Consider the following 19,796-nt stretch of genomic DNA (forward strand, 5'->3'; position numbering starts at 1 on the left):
TTAGATAACTAATATGTGATTTTATAATTAGTATCTCGAATTCGAGATAAATTATAATGACGGATTTTACTTTGCAGTATGGACAAAATGAATAGTGAATTTGAATGTAAAACAATTTTTATAATGAAATAAAAAAGGAGTGGAAGAAATGGAAAAGAAAACAATGGGGATCCATCATATTACAGCGATTGTAGGGCATCCACAAGAAAATGTAGACTTTTATGCTGGTGTATTAGGGTTACGTTTAGTGAAACAAACAGTGAATTTTGATGATCCAGGTACGTACCATCTTTATTTTGGAAATGAAGGAGGAAAACCTGGAACAATTATTACGTTTTTCCCATGGGCAGGTGCTCGTCAAGGTATTATTGGTGATGGTCAAGTAGGAATTACGTCTTACGTTGTACCAAAAGGTGCAATGGAGTTTTGGGAAAATAGATTAGAAAAATTCGATGTTTCGTATACGAAAATGACTCGTTTTGGAGAGCAGTATTTAGAATTTGATGATCCGCATGGTTTGCATATAGAATTAGTTGAAAGAGAAGCAGGCGAATTAAATAATTGGAGTTTTGGAGAAGTTACACCAGAAGTAGCAATTAAAGGGTTTGGAGGTGCTGTTCTTTTATCTGCACAGCCTCAAAAAACAGCTGAATTGTTAGAACATATTATGGGTCTTGAGAAAATTGGAGAAGAGGGTGAATTTGTTCGATTCCGTTCTTCTGCTGATATTGGAAATATTATTGATTTGAAATTATCAACAATCGGTCGTGGCCAAATGGGCGTTGGTACAGTTCATCATATAGCTTGGAGAGCGATTGACGATGCTGATCAGCTAGACTGGAAAGAGCATGTGTCGCGTTTTGGATATCACGTAACTCCTGTACAAGATCGAAATTATTTTAACGCGATTTATTTTAGAGAACATGGTGAAATCTTATTTGAAATTGCAACAGATCCTCCTGGTTTCGCTCATGATGAATCGTTAGAGACGATGGGTGAGGAATTAAAGTTACCGGAACAATATGAACAACATAGAAAACAGATTGAACAAACGCTTTTACCATTTGAAGTGAGAAATTTAGATTAAAGTGATTGAAGGGGGAACAGGATTATGATGAAACATGTTTTTCAAAAAGGAAAAGATACGTCAAAACCAGTGTTGTTATTACTTCATGGCACAGGTGGTAATGAAGTAGATTTACTACCACTTGCAGAAATAATTGATCCGGAAGCGTCGGTATTAAGCGTTAGGGGAAATGTGTTAGAGAATGGGATGCCGCGTTTCTTCCGCCGATTAGCAGAGGGCATTTTTGATGAAGAGGATTTAATTTTCCGTACGAAGGAATTAAATGAATTTTTAGATGAAGCGGCTAAAGAATATAAATTCGATAGAAATAACATTGTAGCTATCGGTTATTCGAATGGGGCAAATATCGCAGCAAGCTTATTATTCCATTACGAAAATGCATTAAAAGGTGCTGTGCTTCATCACCCAATGGTACCAAGAAGAGGAATGCAATTAGCAAATTTAGCAGGGAAATCTGTGTTTATTGCTGCTGGGACAAATGACCCAATTTGTTCATCAGCAGAGTCAGAGGAATTGAAGGTACTATTAGAAAATGCAAATGCGAATGTAACAATGCATTGGGAAAATCGAGGGCATCAATTAACGATGGGTGAAGTAGAAAAAGCAAAAGAGTGGTATGACAAAGCATTTTAAAAAAAGAAGCATCTGCTAACGATTAGCAGATGCTTCTTTTTTATTTAAGACTGGATTGCAAGATGAGATGAAGAAAGTGGTAGCTCAATATCAACAATCGTACCTTTATTTAATTCGCTTGAAATGTGTAATCTACCATGATGTTCTTCAATTATTTTGTAACACATCATTAATCCTAGTCCTGTGCCTTTTTCTTTTAAACTATAAAAAGGTTCGCCTAGACGGGAGATACGATCTTCAGGAATGCCGCAACCTTCATCGATAATTCGTATTAAGATGAAATTATCCTCTAATGGTTTTGTTTGGATGAAAATATTTCCGCCATTTGGCATTGCTTCTATCGCATTTTTTAATATGTTTATAAACACTTGTTTTAATTGGTTACCGTCACATTGAATATCATATACGTAATCAAAATGATCCATGATGATATGAACGCTATGCATAATTGCAGTCGGTAAAATAAATGTAACTACCTCTTCAATTAAAGTTTGTATGTTACAAGTTTGGATAGATAATACTTGTGGCTTAGACATCGCCATAAATTGACTCGTGATGGATTCCATTTGTGAAATCTCACTTAACATAACATCGATATACCATTTCTGCTCCTCACTTATTTCAGGGAGGAGCAACGTTAGAAAACCTTTTAGAGAAGTGAGTGGATTTCGAATTTCATGGGCAATTCCAGCTGTCAGTTGTCCGACTACTGCGAGCTTCTCTGATTTTCGTAGTAACTTTTCAGTTTCTTTTAGCTCAGTAACATCTCTCCCCATCACGATAAGACCTTTGCGAGAACCATCAGGATGATAAAGCGGAACTTTTGATATACTTAAGATTAGATCGAAATCATCTCTATGTATAATAAATTCCTCGCCATGAAGAATTTGTCTTTGTTGCCATGCTAGTTCATCGATTTCTTCACAATGTAAAAAAGCTTCTCGGTATGCTTCATTATATTGAATGAGTTCGCTATCTTTTTTCCCGTGGTAAGGTACATGATGGAAATTGAAGCAAGAAAGTGCGTAATCATTTGCCTCAAGCCAGCGCCCTTCATGATCTTTAAATATAACAAACGCAGGCATGGAGTTTACTAATGTACGTAATCTCTTCTCACTTTCTTTTAGCATATTCTCAATTCTTTCTGATTTTTCAAGCGGCTTCATAATAGCATATACGCCAGTAAGACGATTTTGAACAAAAATAGGAACTAGTTTTGTCACAACATCTAATAAGAATCCATTTTTATGATAAATAGATAAGATATACTCTTGTTGATTATCCGCTTCAGTATTCTTTATATTTTGTAATACTTGCTCAGAAATATGGGCTTCTAAAATAGAGGTAATATTTTTCTGTTCTAATTCTAAAGAAGTGTAACCTAATATTCTTTCGGCAGAAGGATTTATATGTAGAATAACTCCTTCTAAATTTAATGAAATAATACTATCAGGATTGTGTTCGAACAGAGATGCGTACATTTCTGTTAATGAACGATCTTGTATATGGTTTTGCAAACGTCTAGAAATGTTCGGATGACGTTTTTTTTGAGTTGGTGAATATTTTTTACGACTCATAATAGTTCCTCCGTACAAATAGCATCTAAAAAGATTTGTCTATTCATAACTATAATATAGATGTAATGTGTATTTCTATAAAAAATGGAAGTTATAGAATAAATTTTGTTTTTTTTTATTTTTTGCAAGGTGAATGCAGGATGGTAATAAGGAGAGCTTATATTGTTTTATAAACCTTTTGTAAGTTACAGACGGCTGTTTTCCGTATAACATTAGGGTAGAGGAGGGGGAGAGAAAATGAAAAATTATATTCAAGGGATTGATCACGTGCAAGTAGCTGCGCCTGTAGGGTGTGAAGAAGAGGCGCGTGATTTTTATGGGAATAAAATAGGTATGGAAGAAATTCCAAAGCCAGAAGAGCTGAAAAAACGAGGTGGATGTTGGTTTAAGTGTGGAAATCAAGAAATTCATATTGGTGTCGAGCAGAACTTTACAGCAGCTAAAAAGGCTCATCCAGCTTTTTATGTGAATGAAATTAATGAATTTAAGCAAACATTGATAGAGCAAGGTGTTGAAGTGATTGATGATTATGCACGGCCAGATGTAATTCGATTTTACGTGTCAGATCCATTTGGAAATCGAATTGAATTCATGCAAAATAAAGACTAGGTGGATTCCCACCTAGTCTTTAGCCTCTTCTGAAAAGTCCTAACACTTCTACAGTTTCTGTAATATTAACGAATGCATTCGGGTCGATTTCAGAAATTGTTAGTTTCATACTTGCTAATTCTTCACGAGAAACGACTGTCATAAGTACACGCTTTTTCTCGCTTGAATAAGCGCCTTCGCCATCAAGTAATGTGATTCCACGTACAACAGTTGAAAGAAGCTGTTTTTTCATTTTTTCTGCTTCATTTGTTACAATCATAAGTGTAACTTTACGATGTTTTGTATGAACAGCATCAATTACTTTACCAGTTACATAAATAGAAAGTAAGCTTGTAAGTGCAACATCCCAAGTGAAGAAGAATCCTGCGATTATTACAACGACTGTATTTAAAACAATAAGAAATCCGCCAAGTTTAATGTCTCGCTTGCGGGATAATAGCATACCGATAATATCAAATCCACCAGTGGATCCATTACAGTTAAAAACAAGACCAATACCAGCTCCGGCGATGACACCTCCGAAGATAGAAGATAAAAGTGGGTCTGTTGCTACGACTTTTACTGGAACGTAGTATAAGGCAACAGATAAGACAACTACAGAGACAACTGTGTTGAAAATTACTTTTTTTCCAAGACCTATGTACCCTAAAATAAGGATAGGTAAGTTTAATACAAAGTTAATAATACCTGTGTTTACAGGGGTTACAATCCCTAAAATAATAGCAATTCCGCCAATTCCACTACTTAAAATTTTGTGGGGGATAAGGAAAAGATTAAAGGCAACCGCAATAATAATAGAACCGATAATAACACCAAGGAATCTGACCATTTCTTTCCCGTCCTTCACTGAAAAATTCATATTATTTCAAGATTATATATGATATTGAAAGTTTTGGGTAAAAACAGTTTATTTTGGTAAATTAGATTAATCAAAAGAATTTGAGTATTTTATCATTTGAAAGGGGATACAGTTGTGAAGATAAAAACATATCAACAGAAAAGCCCGTTGAAGCAAGAATGTGAGGATTCTTATTTTTGTAATAAAGATAAAAAGATTTATGGTGTATGTGACGGTGCAACACCACTTGTCCCGTTTCGTGATGAAAAGGGACATAATGGAGCATACATCGCTTCGCATTTATTTGCAAGTTATTTTACTTCATTACGCGAAAATCATAGTTTACAAGCTTCAGTTGCAAAAGCAAATGAAGCACTGCAAAGCAAAATGTTGGAATATAAAGTAGATACGGGAAAGAAAGAGCATTTGTGGTGTACATGTATTGCGGCAATTCAAATAGATGGTGAGAAAATTGAATATGCACAACTCGGGGACTGTATGATTGTCGTAACTTTTCAAAATGGAACGATGCAAGTAGTAACGAAAGACACAGTTAAAGGAATTAGTAAACGAGCAAAAAAGAAGAGGGAAGAAGATCGTAAGAAAGGTTTATCTGTGCCAGAAGAACATGTTTTTCAAGATGTTCGAGAACAGTTAAAGTACAATCGTTATCTTGCAAATATGCCAAATGGTTATTCAGTTGCAAATGGAATGAAAGAAGCGATACATTATTTACAACATGGTGAATTACATACAGATGAAGTGAGTGGGATTTTTATTTGTTCAGACGGGTTATTCCACCCAGATTGGTCATTAGAACAAACTGTTGCATATATAAGAAAGAATAGTATAAATGAATATGTAGCAATCATCGAAGAGCTGGAAGGGGAAAAGAGAATAAGACCAGATGATAAAACGATTATTATGATTAATTTTTAAGAGGAGGCAGTTCAAATGGAAATTAAACGTGTCAATCTAACATTTCAAGATGAATTAGTTCCTTTAGAAAAAGTAAATAAACTTATTATTCACCATACAGCTGAAGATGGATGGGATGTGTATAAAACGCATGAATTTCATCAAACTGTAAGAGGGTGGAGTGGGATTGGTTACAACTATTTTATCGAAGAGGACGGAATTGTAGTGGAAGGACGAGGTTTACATATTGGAGCGCATGCGAAAAATCATAACCGTCATACAATTGGAATATGTATGACGGGAAATTTTGATAAATACGATCCAACTCCTGCACAAGTGAATGCATTATATTCTTTATGTAAAATGTTTATGAAGCAATTTGCTGTAAAGAAAGAAAATATACTCGGTCATAGGGAGTTAGAAGGAGTTACAAAAAGCTGTCCTGGTAATCGTTTTTCTATGATAGAGTTAAGGAAGATACTATCTTAAATATAGAGGAGTAACAACGATGATGAATATAAAAATACCAAATGATAAAAAAGAAGAGCTTGTAGCACAAATTCAGCAATTTTTTATGGAAGAAGATTTAGATGAAATTGGACGTTTCCAAGCAGAGCGTTTAATAGAAGAAATGATTAAATTAGTTGGACCATTTGCATACAATCAAGCAATTGGAGATGCAAGAAAGCTTGTAAGTGAGAAATTAACGAATATCGAAGAAGATTTATACGTGCTAGAGAAGAATGAAGGAAAATAAAAAAAGAGCCGATGGGCTCTTTTTTTTATTTGATTGATAGCAAAAAAACATGGAGAAAACACGGGAAGGACATTGAAAATACACCTTTTATTTTTAGAATATTCTTAGTTTTAAAATACTTCAAAAAGGAAGAGTGTAATGAGATTAACGCCAAGAGAAATTGATAAACTGCTAGTAGTTGTTGCGGCTGATTTAGCTTATCGACGAAAGGAGAGGGGACTTAAGTTAAACTATCCAGAAAGTATCGCTATTATTACGTATGAAATTTTGGAAGGAGCAAGAGATGGTAAAAATGTAGCGGAATTAATGGAGCTTGGAAAAAACATTTTAAGTGCTGAAGATGTTATGGAGGGTATTGCAGACATGATATCAGACATTCAAGTTGAGGCAACTTTTCCTGATGGAACAAAATTAGTAACTATTCATCAACCAATTCATTAAAGGAAGTGAATGTTATGATTCCAGGGCAATATATCCTTGCGAAAGAAGAAATAGTATGTAATGAAAATAAAAAAGCAACGAAAGTCAAAGTGCTAAATCAGGGAGATAGACCTATTCAAATTGGATCTCATTACCACTTTTATGAAGTGAATGAGGCGTTAAAATTCAATCGTAGTGTAGCAATTGGACAACATTTAAATATTCCAGCAGGTACAGCCGTAAGATTTGAGCCTGGAGATGAAAAAACGATTGAATTAGTTCCATATTCAGGGGAACAAGAAGTATATGGATTTAAAAATAAAGTGGATGGCGATATTCAATCTTACACAAAAAGAGGGAGATAGCATGAGTTTTAAGATGTCACGTAAACAATATGCTGATTTATATGGTCCAACTACAGGAGATTCTATACGTTTAGCGGATACACAATTATTCGCACATGTTGATCGAAATGCCACTGTATATGGTGATGAAGCTGTCTTTGGTGGTGGAAAATCAATTAGGGATGGTATGGGACAAAATTCACAACTTACAAGAGAACAGGGGGTTGTGGATGTTGTTATTACCAATGCAATTATTATTGATTATACAGGAGTATATAAAGCGGATATTGGTATAAAAGATGGAAAGATTTCAGCAATAGGTAAGAGTGGTAATCCTTCAGTTATGGATAACATTGATATCATCATTGGAACATCAACGGAAGTAATTTCGGGTGAGCGGAAAATCGTTACAGCTGGAGGTATTGATACACATGTGCATTTCATATCCCCACAACAAATTGATACAGCATTAGCTTCAGGTATAACAACTTTAATTGGTGGGGGAACAGGACCGGCAGAAGGGACTAAGGCAACTACAATAACACCTGGATCTTGGAACTTAAGAAAAATGCTAGAAGCGGCAGAAGCTTTTCCTGTAAACCTTGGGTTTTTAGGGAAAGGAAATAGTTCAAGTCTACCTGCCCTGGAAGAACAAATATTTGCAGGGGCTATCGGATTGAAAATCCATGAAGATTGGGGAGCGACTTCTTCAGCAATTAATCACTCGTTACAGATTGCTGATAAATATGATATTCAAGTCGCTATTCATACGGATACTTTAAATGAATGTGGTTTTGTGGAAGAAACGATAAAAGCTATTGATAATCGTGTTATTCATACGTACCACACTGAAGGAGCTGGAGGTGGGCATGCACCAGATATTATAAAGATTGCTGCGCTGAATAATATTTTACCATCTTCAACGAACCCGACCTTGCCATATACAGTGAATACGCTGGATGAACATTTAGATATGCTCATGGTATGTCATCATTTAAAAGCGAATATTCCAGAAGATGTAATGTTTGCAGATTCAAGGATTCGAAAAGAAACAATCGCGGCAGAGGATATTTTGCAAGATTTAGGGATTTTCAGCATGATTAGCTCTGACTCACAGGCGATGGGAAGGGTTGGAGAGGTTATTATTCGCAATTGGCAAACCGCCGATAAAATGAAAAAGCAGATTGGTAGTTTAGAGGGAGATAAAGAATATAACGATAATAATAGAATTCAACGTTATATAGCTAAGTATACAATTAATCCAGCTATTACACATGGGATTTCAGAATATGTTGGCTCTATTGAAGTAGGAAAGTATGCAGACCTTGTAATATGGGATCCACAATTTTTCGGTGTTAAGCCAGATATGGTTTTGAAAAACGGGATGGTAGTGATGGCATTAATGGGAGACGAGAATGCTTCGATTCCTACCCCACAACCATATTATGAAAAAAAGATGTTTGGTGCATATGGAAAAGCAGTACAGTCAAGTTCGATTACATTTGTATCGAAAGTAGCTTATGAGAATAATATTAAAGAAAAATTAGGTTTAAATAAAGTTGTATTACCTGTTAAAAACACGAGAGAGATTTCGAAGCGAGATATGAAACTAAATAATGCAACACCAAAAATTGAAGTAGATCCGCAGACATATGAAGTTAAAGTTGATGGACAAGTAATCACGTGTGAAGCAGTAGATATACTACCTATGGCTCAAAGATATTTTTTATTTTGATATAACGGGGGAGATAAAATGATTATTGAAAAAATTAATAACAACGTATGTAATATGAATGATTTCTCAAATACAAAAAAGCATCTTGATAAAATATCGATTTCTAGTGAGCTTTTACTGAAGAGGGTTCAGAAATTATATTCAGAATCTGGTTTTGAAATTGGGGTGTCTTTAGATAGTGGAGAAACATTAAAGAACGGTGATATTTTATATGAAGATGAAAATCGAATTGTATATATTGAAGTATTACCAGAAGAGGTGATTGTAATTACTCCAACATCAATAAAAGAAATGGGAATTATTGCTCATAACTTAGGAAATAGACATTTACCGGCACAATTCGATGAAGGGTGCATGATTTTGGCAAATGACTACTTAGTAGAAGATTTACTTAAAAAGGAAGGTGTTCCTTATCAAAAAGAAAATAGAGTATTACCAAAACCATTCAAGCATGCTTCACACAAACATATTTAACTTACTTAACCTACTCCAAATTAGTGATTCGAACTTCCCAACAGGAAGTTTTAGTCACTCTTTTGGATTAGAAACGTTTATTCAAGAGGGACAAGTTACAAATAAAGCCGAATTTTTCAAATGGGTTAATCGATATATAAAAGTCCAATTAACATACACGGATGGCTTAATTTGCAAATATACTTACGAAGCAATTAAGACTAATGAGAGAGAACAAATTACATTTTTAGATGATTTAATAACAGCACAAACACTGCCTTTTGAATGTAGAAAAGCAAATAGAATGATTAGTAAAAGTACTTCTAAATTATTGTGTGAATTGTTCTCATTTGTAAATTTAAATATATATAAAGAAAATATTATGGGTAATAAATTACAAGGTCATCCGAGTATCGTATACGGAATATTAGGGGCGGAATTGAAAATGACAATAGAAGAAACGCTCTTAGTTTTCTTATACTCAAGTGTTGGAAGTATAATTCAAAACGGTGTGAGAGCCATTCCTCTTGGACAAACAGATGGTCAAAAACTATTACAAGAATGCCATGAATTAATCTGTGAATCTATTGATAGAATTCAAATACTTTCATTAGAGGATTTTGGATTGAATGATCCTGAATTCGAAATAAATCAAATGCAACATGAAGATGTAAATGTAAGGGTCTTCATGTCATAGGGAGGAAAAAATAAAATGATAAAGCCTATTAGAATTGGTATCGGTGGCCCAGTAGGTGCTGGGAAAACAATGTTAGTTGAAAAGTTAACAAAACATCTAAATACAGATTATGAAATTGCAGCAATTACAAACGATATTTATACGAAAGAAGATGCAAAAATTTTATTGAAAACAGGTGTTTTACCAGAAGATAGAATTATTGGTGTAGAGACAGGAGGGTGCCCGCATACAGCAATTCGAGAGGACGCTTCTATGAATTTTGAAGCAATTGAAGAACTTATGATGAGACATAATAATTTAGATATTATTTTTATTGAAAGTGGGGGTGATAATTTAGCTGCCACATTTAGTCCGGAGCTAGTGGATTTTTCAATTTATATTATTGATGTGGCACAGGGAGAAAAGATTCCGCGTAAAGGTGGACAAGGAATGATCAAATCTGATGTATTTGTGATTAATAAAACGGATTTGGCACCTTATGTAGGGGCTGATCTTGGAGTTATGGAGCAGGATACGAAAAATTACCGACATAATAAACCATACTTTTTTACAAATTTGAAGGATGAGGAAGGTTTACAAGAATTAATAAATTGGATGCGACAAAACATTATGTTAGAAGGATTGAAAAAATGAAATCCCCTACAGGTGTCTTAAATATTGATGTGATGGAAAAGAGACATAAAACCGTACCTATTAAGGTTTATCATAAAGATGCCTTAAAAGTAACGCAGCCAATATATTTGGACGAGTATGGTAGAGCATATTACTATATTATGAATTCTGGTGGAGGCTATTTAAAAGGAGATTTCTATTCTATAAATATAAATGTTGGTAAAGATGCGAAAACATATATAACAAGCCAATCGGCAACGAAAGTGTACAAGACTCCAAATAGTTATGCTTTGCAAGAATTGAATTTTTATATTGGTGAGAATGCTGTTATGGAATATCTACCAGACCCGTTAATTATGTACAAGGATGCAGCATATAAGCAAAAAACAAATATATATATGCAAAATAATTCTACATTGATTTTATGCGATTCAGTTACGCCTGGTTGGTCGCCAAATATGGAGAAGTTCACATACCAATATTTTGATTCGTTAACAAAAATATATATGGAAAATAAACTTGTAGTATACGATCATCTATTGTTAAACCCTTTCAAAGAGTCGTTAGATCAAATGGGAATATTAAATCAATATTCCCATTATGGTACTTTCATAGTTATTAATGAGAACATTACAAATGATTTAATTGCAGCATTGAAAACATCACTTTCTAACACTAACAATATGAAAATTGGAATATCTTCTACACCATGTAAAGGCTTTGTCATACGCATACTTAGCCATAATACAGAGGATATCGAGTCTATATTTTTTCAGTGTCATCGTTTTGTTAGAGAGAATTGTCTACATGAAGAACTAACATCCTATCGAAAATATTAAGTAAGGGAAGGGGATACTATGACTAATGTGGGATTATTGTTTGTCGGTGCAGTTCTATTTATGAATTCACTAGCAGCTTTTAAACTCATTGATAGCAAAAGTGTAGGATACTTTAATTTATTTGTAGGGGCATTACAAACTTTGACACCATTATATTTATTATTTACAGGAAGTCAATCCGATGAGTGGACTATCCTATCTAATGGAACTATTTTTTTATTTGGTTTTACTTATTTATATGTTGGCCTTACGAATATATTAAAACTTGATTCTTCAGGTGTAGGTTACTATTCTCTTTGGGTTGCTATCATTGCAACGGTTATGGGAATAGTGAATCAATTACATGAGAGTGGAAGTCTGCAAAGTACAATAATTTGGTTCTTTTGGGCATTCCTTTGGTTTTTATTTTTCCTACAAGATGGATTGAAAAAGAAGATTCATATTTATGTAGGTATTGTTTGCTTCGTTGAATCCTGGATTACTGCAACAGTACCAGCTCTGTTAACACTTACAAATCATACAGACTTGTTAAATAATTTTGTAATTATTTTAGTGACTATTATAACGATTGTAGTTTTTATTATGGCACTTTTCTTTTTCAAAAGTATTCAATTTAAAGTAGAAAGGGCTAGTAACTATGTGGAAAAGTGAACTGAAAAAGGCAACTAACTTTTTTGTTATTATTATATTTTTTCATGTGCTTGGAATTCTCTTATTATTACCAGCACTGTATAAAGGTAATAGCATAATCGGAATGGCTATTATTGCATATTCTTTAGGATTGCGTCATGCGTTTGATAGTGATCATATTGTCGCAATTGATAATACTGTTCGGAAATTAATTGAAAAAGGTAAAAACTCACAGGGGGTGGGATTTTACTTCTCATTAGGACACTCTACGGTAGTATTTGTGATGATTGTATTAATTGCTTTAATTGGAAAAACTGCAAAACATGGAATGGAGAGCTTCTCAACTATAGGCGGTATTATTGGTACAATCGTTTCTAGTACATTCCTTATCATTATCGGTCTTACCAATCTGTTGTACCTTATTAAAGTGTTACGAAGTCAAGAGGACAAACAGCCAGAAAACCTGGGATTTATATACCGTTTCACGCAGCGCTTATTTACGTTTATTGATAGTCAGAAGCAATTGTATATGATCGGTTTTTTATTTGGGCTTGGTTTTGATACAGCGAGTGAAATTGGATTAATTGCTCTTTCTACAGTAACTGCAACAAGTCAATCTATTCCACTTGTCAGTATATTTGCTTTTCCCATTTTGTTTGCTGCAGGAATGTCATTGATGGATACATTAGATAGTACATTCATGAATACGAATTATAAGTGGGCAATGGAAAATAGTCGAATAAGAAATTCATATAATGTATTAATTACCTCAATATCTGTTATAACGGCTTTTTTAATAGGGGGGTATCAACTATTATCTTTGCTTATTGAAAGCTATAATTTACAGGGACCGTTTTGGAATCTCATACAGGTAGTTAATTTTGATTATCTGGGTATATGTCTTGTTTTATTCTTTATTATTTCTCTTATTATTTTTGCTGTATGGAATAGAAATGTCTTTAAAGAACCACTTACAAAGAGTATAGAGAAATAAAAAAATATCGTATATTATTTGGTTCATTATATATAAAGTAAAATAAAAAACACGTTAGATGAAAATGCATCTAACGTGTTTTTTGTTATTTATGTTCCTTATATTCATGTACTTTTTCTTTCACATTACCGACTGTATCTTTAGCAGTGCCTTTCACCTTATCCCATTTTCCTTCAGCTTGTAACTTCTTATTGTCAGTTACTTTCCCGACAACTTCTTTTACTTCGCCCTTTACCTTATCGATGGCACCTTCTACTTTTTCTTTTAAACCGTGTTCGTGCTTAGTCATACATTTCTCCTCCTTGTAGTTTGATTAGAATTTTCTTTTCATATTGCAAGTTGAATGATGTATCTAGTAATAGCGTAACAAATTTAGTTTGAATATTCAAATGATTAACGGGATAGAAAAGGAATTGTCATAAAACATTTAAAAATGTAACGGAAGGAGAAAGAAAGTAAATTATATGTCTTTTGCAGTCCATATTGATTTCGTATAAGCGATTTTCATATGGGCACGTTCCATATTATTTTGACTGCCACTACCGAACCTTGCTTGTCCAACTATTAAAGTACAATTGGATTCAATAGCTGTCTTAATTCGTTTTTGAATTAATGCAGTGTGACAGCCTTTACGCTGAAATTCTGGTAAAGTAGCAGAAGCAGCTAATGATGCGACACCTTTATTTATATACAGGACACCAATACCAACAGGGCTATTTTGAATTTCTGCTATGAAAAAATGCCATCCTGGTTCATTGTAAAGAATTTCGTTATTTTGGCGAACACCATCTTTTGTAAAGGATGGCATATTAAATCCACGTACATATATGTCTGCAAAAATATCAAATTCATTTTCTTTCAGTTTTCGTAATGTAATATTAGAAGGAAGAAGTGATGAACCCTTTCTCGGTATACTATACAAAGCAGTATGGAAGCTAGATTGGTAAAAACCTTTTTGAGATAAGTATTGAAATAGTTCAGTTGTGCCTTGCGCTGGTGTAATTTCAAAACGGCAAGGAATTTGTAGTGATTTATAATAAGAAATGATTGCATCAATCGCATCTGCATTTGTAATACCTTTTACCGTATTAAAAGCAGGCCCGGCAATTATTTTTGATGAAAAGGCAGTGGCACTACCGAAATTTTTCATTTGCACTTGCATTGGATTTCCACTCATTGCTTGTAGTCCCTCTAATCTAGAAGAGAGCATATCAATTTCTGCATTTTCAATTTCTGTTGCTATATCGAGTGTCATAACAGTAGTCATAAAATTCCTCCGTTAATAAATATATTTCATAGTATATATACGATTTTTATTTTGAGATTCCTGTTGTAATGTAGGAGAATAAGAAGTTTTTTGGAAGGGAAATGGAATTGAACTGTCGAAGGGAGTGGAAACAGATTAAAGGTGGTGCTCTCATGAAACAAAAAGTCGTGCAGACATGCTCTAATTGTGGTTCTCATAACATAGGAGAAGGTGAGTTTGTCGGATATGCACAAATACGGAAAAAGGAGACGATGTTTACATCTTCACCAGTAGATGCTTATATTTGTACAGATTGTGGCAGTATACTTCTGTTAAAGGTACGTAACTATCAAAAGTTTAAGCAGAAACCGTTATGATGATTAAAAGATGATTATACCCCAACTTGTTTACGAATCGTCTTATATTAAGGAAATTGATATAAGTGATATTTTACATATATGTGAATATGATACAGGGAAATAATTGGTAATTTATATCGCATAAGGGTACATAAATCGCTGAGTGATACGAAAAATAAAGAAGATTTATAAAAATGTTACGCTATTTTTCCCTTAGATAATTTTTGTCTAAGGGTCTCTCTCTTCTAACGAAAGTACAGTTTAGTAAAGCTATTATTAAGAGGAACTGTTATCGGCATTGTTATACTCTAGTATTAGGAAAAAATGTACGCTATGAAGTCAAAATATAAGGTGGACAGGTGAATAATATAAAACCTCCTAAATAACATCAGTGTAATCATAACTTGATAAAGTATATAGAAATAGGAACGGTGTTTACATACAGTTTAGTTATCAAAACAAAGGAGGCATATTTATATGGAGGTTGTGAGAAGCTTTTAAGTTTCCGATGTATGCGTAACAGTTAATGTAAGAAAGGATTTTATTTTTGGGGTTTTAAAAAATATCAATAAATGATTAGGATAACAGTTGTTTAAAATGAAGAAATAGGCCTTCATCACTGGGACCTATTTCTTCATTTTATGGCTCTGGTAGTAATGAGCTATACTTCCGCATTACCTTATCTTTCAAGAGACTTTGTAATGGAACTGTTTTGCAATGTCCTTTTGTAATTAAAAACCCTCAATTAATCCTTTTTTAATCCCTTTTACGACTGCTCCAACTCTTGAATCTACACCCAATTTTCTAATAATTGAAGAAATGTGATATTCTACAGTTCTTTTGCTGATGGAAAGGTCCATACTAATCTCATAATTTGTTTTATCTTTTGAGATTAAGTGAAGTATTCTTTGTTCAGCAGAAGTTAGTGCTTCAATATTATTTCCCATAATTTGATTTTTAGAAAATAGTATATATCCCATGTGACTTTGACGAATGGCGTTAGCTAGGTCAAATGCTGATCTTTCTTTCGTGATGTATGCACTTGCTCCAGCTTCAAAGGCCGCATTATAATATTCTTCATGATCATATCCTGATAGAATTACAACCTTTACATCCGGAAATTTTGCCAATAAATCTTTTGTAAGTTCAATGCCGTTATATTGCTTCATCCTGATGTCCGTAACAATTACATCAGGACGGGTTTCTGCCACGGTTTTAATTAATATGGAAGGATCATTGACGGTATTAATTACCTTAATATCTTCCTCAGATTCTAGTAGTCTTTGGATGCCTAGCATAACTAGCAAATGGTCATCCACTAGTAGTGTATGTATACTCATTTTTTTCCTCCCAATTTACTGGAATGGTAAATGTGACTAATGTCCCATGGTCTTTTTCAGAAGATATTCTCAAATTTCCGTTTAACTCGGAAACTTGACGCTGGATAGTCATTAGGCCAAGGTGGTTGCTTGTACTAAATTCAGAAAAACTGTTTGGAACACAAAAGCCTATGCCATCATCTTCTACAGTACAAACATAGCAGCCTTTTTCTTCTATGATATGTATTTGAACATTATTCCCCTTGGAATGCTTAATAGCATTATTCAGTAGCTCTTTTATTATGCGATAGATCTGTATTTCGAGATTCTTCGAGAGAATTTTTAATTTGCAATTAAATTGTATATGAATGAGAATGCGATAATTTAATTCGAACTCGCGTTTTAGTGTGTGTAAACTCGCTTCTAAGCCTAAATCTTCTACGATAATAGGGTGAAGATTATGACACATTTTTCTAATACTATAGATAATATCTTCAAGTTGCTCATCCATTGAATTTAATATATCTATAGAAAAGTTTCTCTTAGTCTGAAGCATTCTTATTTCGTTTAATTGCAAAATAAGAATTTGAAGAATTTCATCATGTAAGAAAATCGAAAGCCTTTTCCTTTCGTCCTCTAGAGACTGTATAATTTGGTAGTTAAATTGTTTCCAGTTTTGAGCCTTTACCTTTGCTTTTCGAATTTCTTTTTTATTACTATTGAGGGTATTAACACTTAATAGTAAATTTGCCGAGTTTATTACAACCTCTTCAAGTTCATTAATTTCTTTAGGTTTAAATAATGTATAATCATTTTTTTCACCAATAATAATAGCTCCCTGCATGCCTTGGTAAATAAGTATTGGAAAACAAATTAAGTGGTATTTTTCAAACTGAATATGAATAGGAGTAGTACCTTCCTTTAGTAACAGATTCTGTTCAAGTTGATTCAATTGGTTAAATAGCTCAAATTTATCCATATCCTGAAAAATACCTGTCTCATATAATGAATGATAAATACTATTTGAGTTCCATATTATAGACACACCATTAATGTTGAACATCTGGTTAATAAGCTGTCCTATTAATTTTGCAAGCTCTTTAGCATGTTTCTCCTTAGAGAGTGTTTGAAAAAGTTCAATCTTATGTAAACCTGATTGCGCATCATTTTTTATGTTGAAATACCTAAATAATGAGAGAATAAGTTTATATATATATACAGAGAGTACAACAGATAATACACTTAAGCTGCATAGTATGAATATTTCTTTTTGTGACAAATCTATGAATTGTTCAACCGATAAATTTAAAAGGAATAAATTGAGCAAGTAAAAGAGTGAGTTTGTTAGCCATTTAGAAATTCTAATCTCAAATTCAATAACTTCTTGCTTTATTAATAAATAAGAAATAGTTAAAGGAAATATAATAATACTAGGTAAACAATATGTAAATGGAATTTTAGATTCCCCAAAAAGTAGACCAGGAATCAGATTAAGTAGAACAATTGGTAAAAAACTAAGGATAATACCAAAAATTAGAATATATAATTGACTTTTCACCTTAAGATTATTTTCTCGTAAATGTAATGAAATAAGAAAAACACAGATGCTAATACTGAGAAATAGGTTAGTGATTAGTAAAACTTTAAATAAAAAGCTAAAATTATTGTTAGACATATATCCAAAACAACAAAAAAATATATAAATAATAGTCAATCCTGTTGAAATTAAAAATGATACAAGGTTGAATATTTTCACATATTTTGGTTTGGTAGATACAGGGAAATTAGAGAAAAAACTTATTAATAGATAAGAAAGCATAAAAATGCTACTCACCTCTATAGCTTTAAAAATATTTATATCATAGCTAGATAATAAAGATGTTAGAATGGCTATCCCAAAGACAGATGTTAGAGAAAAGAATTTTTTTGCTACAATAGATTGTCTTTTTTTTAAAAAGCTAATTAACCCTATAGTGAAAAAAATAAGACTAATAACGCTGATCATATAAAAATGACTAATTAATAAAGAGTTAACACTTTCTTTAAAATTACTAGAGTGAAAATAGTAGTTATTCGTTAAAAGTATTAGTAAATATAAAATGCTTAAAGGAATACAGAACCCAATATTACGCATAGAAGTGATCCCTGCCTATAACCATCATTTGAAAATAAGTCATTTCGTCTGTAGAAAGAATAAAATTCTTTTCTAAGAGTGCAAATGCTTTTCTATAATATAGCCGAGATAGGATACGACAATAGTGAAGTGCTCCAGATTGTTCTATGTAATCCCGAACCAATGCCCGTACTTCAGGTGAAGAAGAAATTTGTTTGTCCGTTAAATTTTTAAAAAAATCATCTTGTGTTATGTAACTATATTCATAAGCTTTTAAAAAAGGAAGATAAGCCTTTAATTCCTGAAGGTCATTTTTATTATCTGTCATGGCATCATTAGCATCATTTCTTAGCTGGCCAGCTATCCCTATATATGATGTGATTTCTTTTAAAATTCTATTTTCAGGATTAATAGTTCGAAAGATAGTTTCTGTTAGTAGACCCGATTTCTTTTCAATAAGCTTCATATATTCTTCTTCACTTAAAATTATTTTTTTATCTATTGAAAAACAAAATTGGATATCTTTCCATTCCCCACAACACGAATGTATTAGTTGTTGGAGGAGATCTCCTGTTGCAGTATCTTTTGTCTTATAAGTTAAGTATATCAGTCCTTGCATAAGTAAATATTGAGAAACTAACAAAAAACGGGGATATTCATTTTTAAAATATAATGGATTTAATATGTCTCCATCACACAAATCATCTATTATATCCGCTGATAAAAAAATAAATTCAATCCCCATTGCCTTATCCAATTCTCTCTTTGTTATTGGTTGTCGTTTGGTCAAAAAAGAAAGAGCTAGATATAGCTCTCCCCAAGAGAAACCGGAAGATTCTGGATTTAAAACCTTTCCTTTTTGGGAAAGACATTTCTGAATAAATAGAAGTATTTCAGATTCATCACTTTGATTACGGTAGGAGATATGGTAAGCAATGTGATTGATTAAACAATCTCTAAACCCACTGATTTCCACCATCATTTTTCACCCGGAAATCCTTTGCATACTCATCTAATACAATTCGCTCTTCAACTGATAGAGTTTCCAATGAAGGACATAATTCATAATTTTCAAAGGTAAGTTTGTTTTTTTTCATCTCCATTAGAAATTCCCATAGTGCTTTATTCATAAAAATAACCCTCTTTCTAAATATTCTGTATTTTGGTTCTATATAAAAAAATACAATAAAAACGGGATGTTTTCAATATAGTCCTTAAATTTTCAATACTTAATTTACATATTTTTTATTTTATAATGCGTGAATTTACAATATAAGCTTGCGGAATATACGGATTCTACTAGGATATTTATCTGATAAATTAGACACATAAGACATAACGTCTTAAAAAATTTTTAGGGGGAAAAGAAAATGATTAATGAAAAAAACCTTTTTGATTTAGATGTACAAGTAACAACAGCTACAGGTGATGTAGATCCACAAATTACAAGTATCTCAGCTTGTACGCCTGGTTGTGGAAACACAGGTTCATTCAATAGCTTCTGTTGCTAATTGCTACATAAGACATATTGTCTTAAAAAAACTTTAGGGGGAAAAGAAAATGATTAATGAAAAAAACCTTTTTGATTTAGATGTACAAGTAACAACAGCTACAGG

Annotated in this window: 25 protein-coding genes; 17 read left to right on the forward strand and 8 right to left on the reverse strand. The window is 32.9% G+C overall.

Annotation, left to right across the window (positions count from 1 at the left end; genetic code table 11):
- Window positions 1-148 precede the first annotated feature (148 nt).
- Both ACTJJY_RS25980 and ACTJJY_RS25985 read left to right on the forward strand, forming a co-directional pair.
- Entirely contained in the window at window positions 149-1,087 is a 939-nt protein-coding gene (locus ACTJJY_RS25980; protein ID WP_000412727.1) for a ring-cleaving dioxygenase, read from the forward strand.
- Window positions 1,088-1,111: 24 nt separating this feature from the next.
- Window positions 1,112-1,720, forward strand: coding sequence for an alpha/beta hydrolase (locus ACTJJY_RS25985; protein WP_327641357.1), 609 nt, complete (start codon window positions 1,112-1,114; stop codon window positions 1,718-1,720).
- A gap of 44 nt (window positions 1,721-1,764) precedes the next feature.
- Here the strand turns inward: ACTJJY_RS25985 and ACTJJY_RS25990 are convergent, their stop codons facing one another.
- A complete protein-coding gene (locus ACTJJY_RS25990) occupies window positions 1,765-3,297 on the reverse strand; it encodes a BA3702 family sensor histidine kinase (protein WP_440606951.1) in 1,533 nt (510 codons plus the stop codon).
- 237 nt (window positions 3,298-3,534) lie between these two features.
- Here ACTJJY_RS25990 and ACTJJY_RS25995 point away from each other — a divergent pair, with 237 nt between their 5' ends.
- A complete protein-coding gene (locus ACTJJY_RS25995) occupies window positions 3,535-3,906 on the forward strand; it encodes a VOC family protein (protein ID WP_440606952.1) in 372 nt (123 codons plus the stop codon).
- A 19-nt stretch (window positions 3,907-3,925) separates the two neighbouring features.
- Here ACTJJY_RS25995 and ACTJJY_RS26000 read toward each other — a convergent pair whose 3' ends face one another.
- On the reverse strand, window positions 3,926-4,735 hold the full coding sequence (locus ACTJJY_RS26000) for a YitT family protein (protein ID WP_098226593.1): 810 nt from the start codon (window positions 4,733-4,735) through the stop codon (window positions 3,926-3,928).
- Between the two features lie 126 nt (window positions 4,736-4,861).
- Between ACTJJY_RS26000 and ACTJJY_RS26005 the strand changes: the two genes are divergently transcribed.
- The 12 genes from ACTJJY_RS26005 to ACTJJY_RS26060 all read left to right on the forward strand — a co-directional run bounded on the left by ACTJJY_RS26005 (window position 4,862) and on the right by ACTJJY_RS26060 (window position 13,143).
- Window positions 4,862-5,683 carry a protein phosphatase 2C domain-containing protein gene (locus ACTJJY_RS26005; protein WP_440606953.1) on the forward strand — a complete coding sequence of 274 codons (822 nt, stop codon included), beginning with the start codon at window positions 4,862-4,864 and terminating at the stop codon, window positions 5,681-5,683.
- 15 nt (window positions 5,684-5,698) lie between these two features.
- The gene (locus ACTJJY_RS26010; RefSeq protein WP_377820990.1) at window positions 5,699-6,151 is read left to right on the forward strand and encodes a peptidoglycan recognition protein family protein; all 453 of its coding nucleotides are present in this window, start codon (window positions 5,699-5,701) and stop codon (window positions 6,149-6,151) included.
- A gap of 19 nt (window positions 6,152-6,170) precedes the next feature.
- A complete protein-coding gene (locus tag ACTJJY_RS26015) occupies window positions 6,171-6,419 on the forward strand; it encodes a DUF2164 domain-containing protein (protein ID WP_000981064.1) in 249 nt (82 codons plus the stop codon).
- A gap of 138 nt (window positions 6,420-6,557) precedes the next feature.
- Window positions 6,558-6,860, forward strand: coding sequence for an urease subunit gamma (locus ACTJJY_RS26020; protein WP_440606954.1), 303 nt, complete (start codon window positions 6,558-6,560; stop codon window positions 6,858-6,860).
- Between the two features lie 14 nt (window positions 6,861-6,874).
- Window positions 6,875-7,204 carry an urease subunit beta gene (locus ACTJJY_RS26025; RefSeq protein ID WP_440606955.1) on the forward strand — a complete coding sequence of 110 codons (330 nt, stop codon included), beginning with the start codon at window positions 6,875-6,877 and terminating at the stop codon, window positions 7,202-7,204.
- A 1-nt stretch (window position 7,205) separates the two neighbouring features.
- On the forward strand, window positions 7,206-8,918 hold the full coding sequence (gene ureC / locus ACTJJY_RS26030) for an urease subunit alpha (protein ID WP_440606956.1): 1,713 nt from the start codon (window positions 7,206-7,208) through the stop codon (window positions 8,916-8,918).
- 18 nt (window positions 8,919-8,936) lie between these two features.
- A complete protein-coding gene (locus ACTJJY_RS26035) occupies window positions 8,937-9,392 on the forward strand; it encodes an urease accessory protein UreE (protein ID WP_048655782.1) in 456 nt (151 codons plus the stop codon).
- Window positions 9,370-10,068 carry an urease accessory protein UreF gene (locus tag ACTJJY_RS26040; RefSeq protein ID WP_048655781.1) on the forward strand — a complete coding sequence of 233 codons (699 nt, stop codon included), beginning with the start codon at window positions 9,370-9,372 and terminating at the stop codon, window positions 10,066-10,068. The genes ACTJJY_RS26035 and ACTJJY_RS26040 overlap by 23 nt, the downstream gene beginning before the upstream one ends.
- 15 nt (window positions 10,069-10,083) lie before the next feature.
- A complete protein-coding gene (gene ureG / locus ACTJJY_RS26045; protein ID WP_016080654.1) occupies window positions 10,084-10,701 on the forward strand; it encodes an urease accessory protein UreG in 618 nt (205 codons plus the stop codon).
- Complete coding sequence (locus tag ACTJJY_RS26050; RefSeq protein WP_048655779.1) at window positions 10,698-11,519, forward strand: urease accessory protein UreD; 822 nt, start codon at window positions 10,698-10,700, stop codon at window positions 11,517-11,519. The genes ureG and ACTJJY_RS26050 overlap by 4 nt, the downstream gene beginning before the upstream one ends.
- Before the next feature lie 18 nt (window positions 11,520-11,537).
- Window positions 11,538-12,170 (forward strand): AmiS/UreI family transporter, encoded by a 633-nt coding sequence (locus ACTJJY_RS26055; RefSeq protein ID WP_440606957.1) that lies wholly within the window; start codon window positions 11,538-11,540, stop codon window positions 12,168-12,170.
- Window positions 12,157-13,143 (forward strand): HoxN/HupN/NixA family nickel/cobalt transporter, encoded by a 987-nt coding sequence (locus ACTJJY_RS26060; RefSeq protein WP_440606958.1) that lies wholly within the window; start codon window positions 12,157-12,159, stop codon window positions 13,141-13,143. Before ACTJJY_RS26055 ends, ACTJJY_RS26060 begins: the two co-directional genes overlap by 14 nt.
- An 85-nt stretch (window positions 13,144-13,228) precedes the next feature.
- On the opposite strand, the gene ACTJJY_RS26065 is transcribed toward ACTJJY_RS26060, so the two are convergent.
- Window positions 13,229-13,432, reverse strand: coding sequence for a CsbD family protein (locus tag ACTJJY_RS26065; protein ID WP_095690377.1), 204 nt, complete (start codon window positions 13,430-13,432; stop codon window positions 13,229-13,231).
- 171 nt (window positions 13,433-13,603) lie between these two features.
- Complete coding sequence (locus ACTJJY_RS26070) at window positions 13,604-14,410, reverse strand: GNAT family N-acetyltransferase (RefSeq protein ID WP_440606959.1); 807 nt, start codon at window positions 14,408-14,410, stop codon at window positions 13,604-13,606.
- A 152-nt stretch (window positions 14,411-14,562) separates the two neighbouring features.
- Here ACTJJY_RS26070 and ACTJJY_RS26075 point away from each other — a divergent pair, with 152 nt between their 5' ends.
- Window positions 14,563-14,766, forward strand: coding sequence for a hypothetical protein (locus tag ACTJJY_RS26075; protein ID WP_063549354.1), 204 nt, complete (start codon window positions 14,563-14,565; stop codon window positions 14,764-14,766).
- A 713-nt stretch (window positions 14,767-15,479) separates the two neighbouring features.
- On the opposite strand, the gene ACTJJY_RS26080 is transcribed toward ACTJJY_RS26075, so the two are convergent.
- From ACTJJY_RS26080 to ACTJJY_RS26095, 4 genes are read right to left on the reverse strand one after another with little or no spacing between them, the layout of a single operon-like run.
- Window positions 15,480-16,088: a response regulator transcription factor gene (locus ACTJJY_RS26080; protein WP_023522756.1), complete on the reverse strand. Its 609-nt coding sequence runs from the start codon at window positions 16,086-16,088 to the stop codon at window positions 15,480-15,482.
- Window positions 16,060-18,201, reverse strand: a complete 2,142-nt coding sequence (locus ACTJJY_RS26085; protein WP_089171604.1) for a sensor histidine kinase — start codon at window positions 18,199-18,201, stop codon at window positions 16,060-16,062. The genes ACTJJY_RS26080 and ACTJJY_RS26085 overlap by 29 nt, the downstream gene beginning before the upstream one ends.
- Complete coding sequence (locus ACTJJY_RS26090) at window positions 18,194-19,162, reverse strand: polyprenyl synthetase family protein (protein WP_063548357.1); 969 nt, start codon at window positions 19,160-19,162, stop codon at window positions 18,194-18,196. Before ACTJJY_RS26090 ends, ACTJJY_RS26085 begins: the two co-directional genes overlap by 8 nt.
- A complete protein-coding gene (locus ACTJJY_RS26095) occupies window positions 19,137-19,310 on the reverse strand; it encodes a hypothetical protein (protein WP_023522753.1) in 174 nt (57 codons plus the stop codon). Before ACTJJY_RS26095 ends, ACTJJY_RS26090 begins: the two co-directional genes overlap by 26 nt.
- A gap of 240 nt (window positions 19,311-19,550) precedes the next feature.
- Here ACTJJY_RS26095 and ACTJJY_RS26100 point away from each other — a divergent pair, with 240 nt between their 5' ends.
- Complete coding sequence (locus ACTJJY_RS26100) at window positions 19,551-19,691, forward strand: gallidermin/nisin family lantibiotic (protein ID WP_023522751.1); 141 nt, start codon at window positions 19,551-19,553, stop codon at window positions 19,689-19,691.
- Window positions 19,692-19,796: the final 105 nt, after the last annotated feature.

Origin of the sequence: Bacillus sp. 22475 (genome assembly GCF_052044835.1) — a bacterium.
Lineage (GTDB): Bacteria > Bacillota > Bacilli > Bacillales > Bacillaceae_G > Bacillus_A > Bacillus_A cereus.